The organism is Desulfitobacterium dehalogenans ATCC 51507, from assembly GCF_000243155.2.
Lineage (GTDB): Bacteria > Bacillota > Desulfitobacteriia > Desulfitobacteriales > Desulfitobacteriaceae > Desulfitobacterium > Desulfitobacterium dehalogenans.
The window spans coordinates 3856190-3868580 of the sequence record NC_018017.1; the positions used below are offsets into that span (position 1 = coordinate 3856190).

Sequence of the window (12391 nt, forward strand, 5' to 3'; positions counted from 1 at the left end):
CATTATCACTCACCTTTATTTCTATTAAAAAGCTTCTTAATAAAGTCTAACACTATGCGGGCCGGTCTTGTGACACGCCATATTGTACTGTTTTCAATTGAATGGAACGAACTTCTAACGGATTGGAGCTCCTGTAAAAGTCTGCAACCCTGTTCACGTTCTTCCTCAAGTAAGGAGACAAGTTCATCGTTTCTTGCCGCCTGTTCACGCATTTGGATTGTGATCCATCCGATATTGCTCTCTTGCTCCTGGTTTTGTACAGCTAGCTCAAAATTCTGTTTCCTCAAAGCCTCGTTTGTTGAGGAAAGCTCCTGGTTTTGTGCAGCTAGCTCAAAATTCTGTTTCCTCAAAGCCTCGTTTGTTGAGGAAAGCTCCTGGTTCTGCGCTATTAGTACAGGATTTTCTCGACTTAGGGTCAGCTGTTTTGAATTTTGAAAGTCCGGAGGAAGTGAAGCGATCCATGCTTTTAACGCAGCGATTTCGTGTCCACGATCTTTCTTTGGATCTGTATCAAGCCTTAGCTCAATAAAAAATTCCTGTGTATTTTCCTGTGTGGGAGAAAACTGCACGCAGGTAAAGGGCATGAGCCCCGCACGGATGCAATCACATAAAAAGTATAAAAAACCTTGGTCTGTAAAAGGCCAAAAATGCACGTCGTCCGGGCGCACGCCAGCAAGGGATTTGCGATATGCCTCTATGGCATCGACGGCACTGTTCGCAGGTAGCAACTCTTCTAGATTTTCCGCCCTCCAAAACACGGCGGGATCATTTTCAGCAATAGATTTAAAATAAAAGTCTAAAACCATCCGCGATGTTTCCTGGCACCCTCGCATATAAACATCGTATGCATCTCTGAAAGACGCGCTTTGCCGAAAATGATCGAAGCAGTAGCGCAGGTCCGGATAATAGATGCAGATGCTACCCCCGGGTTTAATCACAGAAGTAATGTCCTGGAAAAAAGAGAGGATATCCTCAACATGCTCAATAACATGGGATGCTACAATATAGTCAAACTTCTCTTCACCCGCAAACGTTTCCCGGTAGCTATCCTTAAGGACGTAATCAATATCGACAATGCTGTCTATGTCCACATGAATTCCCGTGATATTCAGATAGTCATTACCTGAGTACAGCGCTTTGACCTGCTGCGTACTGCGGATGTCACAATAAAAACTGTTCGGATATATGTCCTTAGTCACTAGTGGCCAGTTTAATGGACCAATTTCAAGGACTCTGCTGTGTTTATCGGCGATAATACTGTCGATCCGAGCTTTTCGGTTATCCACAAAAAAGAACCTCCTACACACACTTTATTCCCGGTATTAGTGTCTTTTCATACCACATGTGAAGCTTATACTGATCCCGCCGGCTTTTTATTGCAATAACCGAGATACCCTGCTTATAAATCAGCAAAATTCCTTCAGTGCAATACGTACTAAAAGTACTCAGCTTAAAAAACCAATCCATTATAGTTTTTATTTAGCTCTTATGAGTAAATTAAGGGTCTTCAAATCTTGATAGCTAAAACAGTAAGGCTCTTTAAGCAATACTTCGGGGGGTTCATTATTATGATATATACGTTGCGATATTTCGATGATAAATCCTGATTCTATCAAGTATTGGGTTAATTGAAATGGCGTAACTTTATTGATAATTGACTCTTCTTTTCCGCTTGAAAAACCTGGTTCACGAAATACATTGAGAAACTCGTTTTGCCAAAGCAAATGACTCCATGGGTGAGACCTTCTATAAAAAGAACACTTTTCACAGGCACTCGGGTCTAAAGAAGCTTCATTCTCATCATTCCATACCCAAGGTAATTGTTCTCTCATCTTTTGTCTCCAACTCAAAGAAGAAGAACAACGGACCTCAGTATCCCAACATTTAGGCCCCAAATACTCATAAAGTCCATTCCTCCCAACATTGAGCATAAAATTATCATGCGCACCAGAGGGATGGTAATAATTATCATGTACGATAAGAAAAACTGCTCCTGGGGCCATTATTTTCCTAATTGATGTAAATACTGAAGGCAGATTACTGATATGTTCAGTGACTGTATGGGCAACTACAAAATCTACTGAAGCTGGCTGAGTTATCGCGAGATCCTCAATGGTTATATTGTAAGCTTTGAGATTTTTCATTGACTTTAATGTTTTTTGATAAATATCAAGGGGTAAACTTGTATCCACAACTATTGCTGACGAAGCCCCTTGCTCAAGGAGTGCTACGGCGAATTGGCCGGCTGATCCACCAAAATCCAGAACCCTTTTTCCTTCAAAATCAGATGTTGAAAAGAGCCCAAGTTGTTGAAACCTTATAATATTATCTTTTAAATTTAGGTAGTGGCTATACCATGCAGAATTCTCAATTGCTGAATTTGGGAGCACCATCGCAGCTTTTTGCTTATTATTCAAGGTCTTTTTCCTAAACATTTTTATACCTCTCTATAACCTAAATTGTTATCTCGTACAGTCCATTTAATTGGATTTATATACACAAGAATAATAAGCATTCCATGTTGCAAGTATATCTTCGTATGCATTCTCAGGCGGCTGAGCCTTAACTTTAATGCAATTCATACAGGCCTCTGGATAGCAAAAATGATCCGCATTATTTCTTAATATCTTAAAACTATTTCCTCGCCATACCTTATTTGCCTTTTCGCTTTTTAAACTTCCTAATAATTTATACTTGTCGCTTTTTTCCGGAACCGGAAAATTGCAACAAGGCTTTATAGAACCATCTTGTCTGATATACATGACCGTATGGGGCTGTGTACACCGTAACTCTTCTTCAGCATAACATTTAAAGTTATAATCAGTATAACAACCATCTGGATCGCAATAGGAAAAATGTGTTTCTCTCTTGTAATATTCGTGAAACGGCATAGTATTTTTCTTTATCCTCAGATTTAAGCTGTTCTTAAATGAATATAGGTCAGTTTTTTCCTTGTCCTCATTCGTACTGCCCGATAAAATATCCCTTAATTCTTCTTCAGTAAAAGTATTATTTATACTGCTATAATATCCAGATAAATTATCCTCAAAAAAAATATTATGATCTTGGCAAAATTGTTTTGCTTTATCGATTATCGATTTTTCTTTCGGCGTCACGACACAAGATTGGCGGTATAATTCAGGAATAGAGTCAGAATATTCATACAGGGGGTTTAATCTAATATGATTAACTCCAGCCTCATTCATCAAAATTACAAATTCATCCAACTTCTCTACATGTTTTTGGAAGCCCACACTGCTCACTTCTATAATTGGATAAAGCTTACCTTCTCTTTTTTTATAGGTAGATAAATACTTTATGTTCTCTAATGTCTTTTCGAATCTTGCGCCTATATAAATATTCTCGTATGTTTCTTTATCTGTCCCTGAAAAACTAATAGTAATCTTACCTATATTTTTATCGACTAATAATTTTGCCATTTCAGGTGACAAAAGTTGGCCATTTGTAAAAAACGTCATAAATGCTTTACTTTTGCTCAATATGTTCAGTATTTCAGTAAAATGTGGATGAATTAATGGTTCTCCGTATCCAAACAAAGAGATATAATACGCATGCTTAATAAAGCTAAAGTTTTTCTTTATCAATGAAACATCGATGAATGCATCATCTTTTGAAGGATAAATATCACAGCTGGAAAACGGCGAAAAGATATTGCACATGGCGCATCTGATGTTACATGCATTACTTACTTCTATCATTACATGTATAGGGTAGTTTAGATTTTCTTTACCATCCCATTTTTTCAACGCAAGATACTCTTTTTCTTTATTCACGATAGGCATCTCCTCTATTAACCTTATTGTTTCATGCTTTTTCGTTCCAAAATTTCCTCATAAAGATTCAAATGCCGCTCCACATAGTCTTCAAAACGATAATATTCTAGTGCTAGCTTTCTGCCAAGCATACCTCTTTCCTCACATTCCTGAGGCGATGCAATCAGGCGCTCAATATTCCGGCACAAGGCATCGCTATCACCCTGAGGGATGCTGATGCCGCATTCCGGAGCAAACGCTACGCCTGGTAGTGAAGTCCCGTCGCATACCACAATTGGAATTCCACTGGCCATGGCCTCAATTGCCATCATCCCGAACGCTTCAGCCTCAGATGGCATAAGGAACAAATCGCTCGCCTTATAGATCTGCGCCATCAAGCTATCATCTTTAAGCCAGCCATACTCGATGATTTGATATTGGGATTTAAATTCGGCCAGAAGATTCTTATTGCCCACCGTAAGCAATGTAATAGGTTTTTGTGGTTTGAGACGACGAAGTGCTTTTTTGATGCATTCCAATCCTTTGTAAGGAGAAGTGTCTTCTCTAAAGGAAATAACGAAATGATCTTTCTTCACACCGAACATTTTCTGGAGGTTCTCTTTATTATCGACAGGAGAGAATAGATCAGTATTGATACCGAATGGTATCTTATGGATATGCTTAAAATGACGGGTGATCGGACTCCTTTTGACCAGGTCGAGCATATAATCGGATGCAACGACAATATCCAGATCAGCTTTCTCCATAGTTAGTTTTTTCAATTTCCACATCAACGCTGTATTATCATTTTCCATAGAAAAATTAATGTCGAGTTTCTCGCAACCACCGCAACCTGTCAGCCATTTATCGCACCCCATAGAATAAATGCAGTGGCCGCTCAATAGCCATGCGTCATGAACTGTAAGAACTGACGGTTTCTTGGCCGTTATCTCTGTCCAGATCGGTAGCGCGCCCATATCGTTGTGCATAAGATGGTAGTGGACAATATCGGCATCCTGAAAAGCACTATGGTCCATCATTTTATAAAGGAACGGATACAGCACGCCGCGTAGACTGAGCGTTTTTTCACTAAGGCGGATCCTATTTCTCAGCCAGACATCCGCCGGGCGATCACAAAGAGAAATGACATTGTTGTTCTCGCTTTCTTTTTCCATAACAAATTGGCGGCAAGAAATGCCGGGAAGACGATTTATGACCTGCATCATGTCATAACCATTAAAGCGATTTCCTAGCAAATCAATATTATTAACATGCACGACGGAAGAAAGCCTCTTTCGCGAAAAAAGAACGTGAAATTCTGGAGCCGCCGATACTAAACCCAGAGCCTCAAAGAAATTTCGCCGCATAATATCTAAGGTCAGATTATCAAGAAATGCCTGATATCCCCTCTGCGCCACCAAATCTCGATCGCCGGCATCCATGATAGTTCTTATCTGTTCTGCAATTCCGTCCGGGTCGAGTGTTGTGCAGATATAGCCTGCATCATAGCGTTCTAAAAAGCGACGAGGAGATGCATACTCCGGCCCGTGCATCAGCACCGGGACACCAGTCTTCAGATAAGTGGACAGTTTACTCGGGAAAGACAGGCTGCTCGCTTCCCTGAAATCCTCGCTGAACCAATAGGGACAGTAGAGCAGATCGGTGTCAGCCAACTCCGGCAACAATTCATCCTGTTCCATCCAACCCCGGACTTCAATATTTGTTCCCTTTTGGAAATGTAAGTGAAAGTACCTGCCATAAAGACGAAGTACGATTTTCTTTCCTTGATAAGACCAACGCAGACGATTCAGCCCTTCGACTAAGGCTTCGTACTCCGCAGTAGCATAGATCTGACCGCTTAGAGCGATGACAAAGTCATCTTTTTTTTTCATACCCGCAGGGACAACCTTTTCCGGCGTAAATCCCAAGATGACTGGTATGCTCTTTTTGCAGCCATAGCGTTGTTGATAAGCTTCCCCCATGGCCCAAGATGCGGCGATGAAACATTCTGAATCCCGAATAGCATTAGCGAAGGCTTCCATGGTTATGCATGAGGTTTCCGGATCTACTTTATTGGCACTGAGCCACCATTCAGGCGGATCCCATGTCTGAAATACATATGGTATGCCTGACAACTTTGACACGGGCTGCGCCAGCTGGATCATAACCTGCCCTTGTATGACGCTCCAAATCAACTCGACCCCCTGGGCTTTTGCAAAATTTGCCGCCCTCTCAGCAATAGGAGGCAACTCAAAATGAGTTACATGGCTATTTCCCTGGCGGGATACCTCCGGATCTGAGGAAGTGTTTCCCCAATCTTCGCGCGGTTTGTCTACGATGACAAAGTCCATTCTATCCAGCTTGTCGGAGGGGATTCGTGCATCAACACCGGGATTTTTAACAACAAAACAGCACAATTGATGCCCTGCGTCAAGCAGAAAACCACATAGGATATCCAACACAATTCCTGCAGTGTAGTTCTTGCAGGGAGGTATATCCGTAAAAAGCATAATCTTCATAGCATCTCTCCTCTGGTATTCTTACCCTCTCAGTCTATCAATAGTGCCTTTTAAGTAAAGCCTTTTAAACAGCGTGGTTCCTTTCAAGCGGTCCTTTATTCCCCACTGGCCGCTAAGCCTGCGTCCGAGTCTAAATACTGACTGAGCAATTTGAAAAAAAAATTTTCTAATGCGCTCTTTTCTGGAGGCACATCTTTGCCTTTTGCGGTCCTGCTTAGCGAATTTCTTCTCCAACTCTCCCCTGTAGGCTCCCCCTTCGAACAATCGCGATTCATATTCACGACACCGGGTTTCCATCTCAGCGATACGGTTTTGGTACACCTTCACTTCAGCCTGGTGGAGCCGATATTCTTCCTGTGAATATTCATATAACAACCGTGTAAACTCGCAACAGGTTTGCTCGAACGCTTCTACCTCTGACAAAGGTGCAGCATCTTTTTGCGGAAGCTTCAATTCGTTCCCCCCATTTACAAAAATAAATCTTGAATCCGTCCGTCCATCTCTGCGGCACGATCCCCGAGCCGAAATCGGCCATATCTTTCCGCGCCGCTTTCGCAGCCGTTTCGAAGAATCTGCAACAAATGTGAGTAAATATCATTCGTTTGACAGCGTACACACCGCCCGCCGATCTGTTTCATTATATCCCCCGTCGCACTATCCTCATCACCGATGGCAAAAATAGGCTTTCCCGTAGACATATAGTCGTATAGTTTGGACGGTATATATATGTTTTTCTCCGGACTGTCAAACAGTGGGTCGACGGCCAGCAGACAATCCGCTCGGTACATCTCCTCTAAACTTTCTTCATAGGGAATCTGGCCCACAATCTGAAAGGCGGAAGCTGCCGCAGAATTACGAATGCATTGCGCTTCGGCCTTACAGAGGAAACCGATCTGGCGGACGGTTAGCCGTGAGAACAGCTTGGGGTGTTTCACTAAAAGCAGCTCTAAAGCCGCTACAAAGGGCGCTAATGTGCGGTTGCCGTAAACTTGTCCCACATGAGCTATCACAAATGTTCCGTCCGGTTTCCTAGGTGGCTTTTGCCGAACGCCCTCATGTCCATAAGGAGCAATACATATTTTAGAACGGTATTTTTCATACTGAGCTCCAGTGATATACTTTGCAAGCCTCTCATTATTAAAAACAAGCAAATCGGACATTGTCACAGCTATCTTTGCTGGTATTCCATATAGTTTCATAAGCCAATAACTTGGCCTATGCCTATTGTCCTTTTTCCATGGAATAGGAAACTGGATAAACGGCGAATTCCAAACAGGATCAGAAAAATATACCGCCCATTTAATTTTAGGTTTTAACAATTTAATTATTAAGCCTGCAAGATGGCCATTGGGGGGCATTACCCTGGACAGTATAACCTGGTAGTCATTCTCTTTGTCCAGTTTTTTAAAGAGCACTGCAGTTCGTATAGGCCAAAAAAAATATTTTCCTTTGATAGGGTAAGCTTGAATATTTTCAGTTATCTTCCCCTCTTCCAATCCGGGTACCTGGCCGCAGCACACATCAAAAGTATGTCTCGAATGTTTCAGCGTACGGAAACATACCACGCTTTCGCCAGACATCATCGGGGGAAACTCCCAAGCCAATGTAAAAACTCTTTCTCTACTTCCCATTCAATCACATCGCCTCATATTTACTGCAGACTTCTTCTGACGGGCCCACTTCCTTCAATATACCTTTTTCCAACCAGGCAACCCTAGCGCAGTACTTTTTGAGTATATCGTTGGAATGTGATACCATCAACACTGTTGTCCCACCACTCATGAGTTCATTGATACGTTGATTGCATTTCTCTTGGAACTTATAATCCCCGACACCTAGAATCTCGTCCACAATTAGGATTTCCGGATTTACCATTGTAGCGACTGAGAATCCAAGACGTGCATACATACCGGATGAAAAATTCTTAAGAGGAACATCTTCAAACTCCCACAGCTCTGCAAAGTTCATAATTTCCTTATATCGTTTCTGCATATATTTCCCACTGTATCCCATTACTGCACCATTCATAAAAACATTTTCTTTAGCAGTAAGATCGGCATCAAAGCCAGCTCCCAGCTCAATAAGCGGTGCGACTGTCCCTTCAATTTTTATATTTCCCAACGTAGGTTTCAATACCCCGGCTACCAATTTAAGCAAGGTTGATTTCCCAGCTCCGTTTAAGCCAACCAGTCCGAAGACCTCACCTTTTTTTATCTCCAGCGATACATCCCGCAGTGCCCAGAACTCATCAAAGAACAGTTGCCTTTTCAGCATACGAATAAAATATTCTTTTAGACTGTCAACACGTTCTCTGCTTAAGTTAAAACGCATAGATATGTTTTCTATTTTTATAGCTATATCATTACTCATAAGTTCACCCTAAATATGCAAAATAAATTGATCTTGTTTTTTATAAAAAACGAAAAGCCCAACAGCGACAGATACAAAAGCAAGAGTCAAGCAGACAATATTCTGCCAGATAGTAGGCATTCCGCCATAAATGGATACTGTTCGAAAATACTCTACAAAATGATACATGGGGTTCAAGGATATTACCAGCCGGAAATGTTCAGGAATAATACTGATAGGATAGAATATCGGCGTTAAATATGTGAGAGCTGTAATCAAAATTCCGTATAAATACATCATATCGCGAAAAAAAACAACTGCCGCTGACAATATCAACCCAACTCCCAAAGAAAAGATAAAAATATAGATAATTGGAACAATCATAAGAAGCATCGTTAGATGAAAAGAGCTTTGCGTGAGTACCATGACTAGTATCAAAGCCACCAGCGATAAAGTAAAGTTCACCAAGCTGGACAATAATCGTGAAAGCGGAAAAATATATTTCGGCATATTTACCTTCTTTATCATACTTGCCCCGTTCAGGACCGAAGTCATCGCCATATTGGTAGACTCGCTAAAAAAAGAAAAAACAATCTGCCCGCTTAATAAATAGACTGGGTAATTTTCAATATCAAATCGGAACAGAGTCGAGAATACAATAGTCAAGATGATCATGGTAAACAGTGGATTAAGAATCGTCCACAATATTCCAAGGACAGAACGCTTGTACTTAGCCTTAAAGTCCCTCCTGACCAATTGATAAAGCAAAGGTTGATACTTAAATAGCTTAGCTAAATACGGTGTTATGGCTTTCCATTTATAAATCGCCGAAACAATAATAATAATTGTCAAGGACATAAACCCACTGATTGTAAATAGCCGCATACTTTTCCAGTGCAGGTCTGTCTCATTCTCAAAAACCAGCCATGTATTGTAAATGAAAATAAACAATAGTAAAGCCGTTAAAATGGACCATATTGCAATATATTTCAATTTTGACCCCAAATCTCTAACACGTCCAATCTCTATATATTCTGTTTTATAGAAACTGCTTCATACCAACCTTGCAGCCTGTTTGCCTCTTCTATTATATCATACCCCGCCTGTTCCAGTTCTTCGTTCTGTGTCTGTCTCTCATAAGATCCAGCTTTGATCAGCGCCAACACCTTCTCCGCCCACACAGAAGCAGGCTGAGACAAATTGCAATACTCCATCAGGTCTGTAATCTTCGCTTCTCTCGGCACAGCTTCGGATACAATTGTCAGTAGCCCGGCTGCCTGAGCTTCGATAACCGCCATTCCAAGGCCTTCATAGTGAGATGGGAAGAGAAAGACATCCATGGCTTGCAGGATGTCATTGACATTGTTTCGTATTCCCAGGAATAAGGCTGAACCTGTCAAGCCGAAGGATTCAGCCTTTTGTCGGATTTCTTGTTCCAACTCCCCAGAGCCAACCATGACCAGAACTGCATCCGCATTTTCTTTATGTATTTCACTAAATATATCAATCAGAAAATCATGGTTCTTCTGGTAAACAAATCTTCCTACATGCCCAACGACAAGTTTTCCATCAAGATGGAACTCTCGCCGTATTCGGTTACGCACCTGTTCATTGTACGAGAACTTTTCTATATCAATAGCATTCTTAATCAAACGCACTTTCCCTGAGTCATAAAAGCTCTCCCCGAACAGCCATTTCCCAGCAAAAGCTGAGCAAGCGCAATAGTGCGTGGCAAAAAGTCTGGCCAACAGACGCAAGACGTATTTCATTTTCGTCTTTTTTCCTTCACCCGACGCAGCGGTGCTGTGGTTATGAGTTATTCTAACAGGAACACCTGCTCTCCATGCCGCATAGAGCGGAAACACGTTTAAAGTATTCAAATGGGCATGGACCATCTGGTAGCGGTTTTCCTTAAATATTTTAGACCATTGGTTTACGCTTTCAAACACATTCTGTTCATAAGGAGCTACTTTATAGATACATCCGCCCAATTGGAGGATTTCTTCATCGACTGGGGTCTCGTCATATCCATCTATAATAAAATCAAACTGAATCCTCTCGCGGTTGATATGTCGATAGTATTCCATTACAACAGTATCGACTCCGCTTAAGTTAGCCTTGCCGATGACCTGCGCTATCCGAATCGGTTCGTTTACCATTGATCTCTCGCTTTCTTTAATACGCATTCTCATTCGCAAACCCTTTAAATACCGTCACAACTAATATCTTTAAATCAAACATAAACGTCCAATTCTCAATATAGTAGATATCACATTCAATCCTCTTGCGAATCGAAGTATCTCCCCGCCAGCCGTTAACCTGCGCCCAGCCGGTTATACCCGGCCGTACATGATGCTTAATCATGTATCGGGGGATCTTCTCCTTGAATTGCTCTACAAAAAAAGGGCGCTCCGGCCTAGGTCCCACCAGACTCATATCCCCTTTAAGGACGTTCCAAAGCTGTGGCAGTTCATCAAGACTGGTTTTGCGCAATACATTTCCCAGCCTTGTTTTGCGATTGTCTTCCTTTGTAGTCCATTCCTTGTCCGATTCCTCAATAGTCTGCACTCTCATCGTACGGAATTTGTACATCATAAAATTCTTCTTATTTAACCCAACCCTCTCCTGAGAGAAAATGACAGACCCGGGAGAATCGACCTTAATACCGATGATTATAATTAGAAATACGGGTAAGCAAATGACTAATCCTACAAAGGATACGGCAATATCAAAAAATCTCTTAGCTAATGCCTTCAAAAAATTGTCCAAGGGAACATGTCGTATATTGATGAGAGGAATACCATCCACCTCATCTATCTGAGGTTTTGCCGGGATAAAGCGGGCATAATCCGGAACGATTTGGGTACGAACACCACTTTTTTCACAGATTTTAATAATATTTCTAAAGATGACATAATCCTTTGTACTGATTGTTATAAAGATTTCATCGATCTTGCTTTCTATAATAATATTTTCCAGATCGCTGATTCCACCAATTACTGTGACTCCAGCCAGTTTTTTACCTACTGATGTAGTCTCATCAACAATTCCAATAATCTCATAGCCAAGATATCGATTTTCTTTGAGGGCATTAGCAAGCCTTCTAGCCAATCTTCCCGTACCGACAATTAAAACGTGTTTTTTGTTATACCCTTTTTCACGGATATTATTGAGTATTGCTCTAAGCGTCACCCGCTCTGCTACGGTAAAGATACTTGTAAGAATTACAAAATAGATAAGAACCTGGCGGGAATAGTGAATCTCTTTGATAATATAGAGAAGTGTAAAGAGAATCATGGTGCTCAGGAAGTTAGCCTGTATGATCTTCCCTACTTCAAAGGACAAGCTCTTCCGACGCCTTGCTTCATAAAGGCCCAAAAAGTAATAAAGAAAGAAATGGAGCGGAACCAGAAGGGCCAGAGTAGGGATATAGCTTTCAAATTCCAGATGGTCTCCTTCATAATTCAAAAACCTAAGCCAATAAGCTAGAACTAAGGCAATGACTACCATACTCAGATCAAGAATGACTTGAATCTTATTCAGTGTTTTCTGGTTTTCCCTGATCATTTACTTCTCTCCGATAATTGTCTTTAATACCTCTTCATTTAGCAACACTTCTTTCCTATTCGACAATTACATAAAAAGTCCTTTTCTTTTTCGTTTGTATTACCATCTCAAGAGACTCAAAAATCTGGAACTCTCTGAAAGCTGTGGGTTATCCGTTTGCTGAATTCTTCTGCTGTCGGAATA

The 12391-nt window shown here is 41.2% G+C and carries 10 protein-coding genes; all 10 read right to left on the bottom strand.

Annotation, left to right across the window (positions count from 1 at the left end; genetic code table 11):
* Positions 1-5 precede the first annotated feature (5 nt).
* On the bottom strand, positions 6-1286 hold the full coding sequence (locus DESDE_RS18635) for a methyltransferase domain-containing protein (RefSeq protein WP_014795575.1): 1281 nt from the start codon (positions 1284-1286) through the stop codon (positions 6-8).
* Positions 1287-1475: 189 nt separating this feature from the next.
* On the bottom strand, positions 1476-2435 hold the full coding sequence (locus DESDE_RS18640; protein WP_014795576.1) for a class I SAM-dependent methyltransferase: 960 nt from the start codon (positions 2433-2435) through the stop codon (positions 1476-1478).
* Positions 2436-2480: 45 nt separating this feature from the next.
* A complete protein-coding gene (locus tag DESDE_RS18645; RefSeq protein WP_014795577.1) occupies positions 2481-3794 on the bottom strand; it encodes a radical SAM/SPASM domain-containing protein in 1314 nt (437 codons plus the stop codon).
* Between the two features lie 23 nt (positions 3795-3817).
* Entirely contained in the window at positions 3818-6292 is a 2475-nt protein-coding gene (locus DESDE_RS18650) for a glycosyltransferase (protein WP_014795578.1), read from the bottom strand.
* 21 nt (positions 6293-6313) lie between these two features.
* Positions 6314-6745 carry a hypothetical protein gene (locus tag DESDE_RS18655; protein ID WP_014795579.1) on the bottom strand — a complete coding sequence of 144 codons (432 nt, stop codon included), beginning with the start codon at positions 6743-6745 and terminating at the stop codon, positions 6314-6316.
* A 14-nt stretch (positions 6746-6759) separates the two neighbouring features.
* Entirely contained in the window at positions 6760-7452 is a 693-nt protein-coding gene (locus DESDE_RS21730) for a glycosyltransferase family protein (RefSeq protein ID WP_148269933.1), read from the bottom strand.
* Between the two features lie 475 nt (positions 7453-7927).
* On the bottom strand, positions 7928-8662 hold the full coding sequence (locus tag DESDE_RS18665) for an ABC transporter ATP-binding protein (RefSeq protein ID WP_014795581.1): 735 nt from the start codon (positions 8660-8662) through the stop codon (positions 7928-7930).
* A gap of 9 nt (positions 8663-8671) precedes the next feature.
* Entirely contained in the window at positions 8672-9634 is a 963-nt protein-coding gene (locus DESDE_RS18670) for an ABC transporter permease (RefSeq protein ID WP_242831282.1), read from the bottom strand.
* A 32-nt stretch (positions 9635-9666) separates the two neighbouring features.
* On the bottom strand, positions 9667-10833 hold the full coding sequence (locus tag DESDE_RS18675; protein ID WP_014795583.1) for a glycosyltransferase family 1 protein: 1167 nt from the start codon (positions 10831-10833) through the stop codon (positions 9667-9669).
* A complete protein-coding gene (locus DESDE_RS18680) occupies positions 10817-12208 on the bottom strand; it encodes an undecaprenyl-phosphate glucose phosphotransferase (protein WP_014795584.1) in 1392 nt (463 codons plus the stop codon). The genes DESDE_RS18675 and DESDE_RS18680 overlap by 17 nt, the downstream gene beginning before the upstream one ends.
* Positions 12209-12391 lie beyond the last annotated feature (183 nt).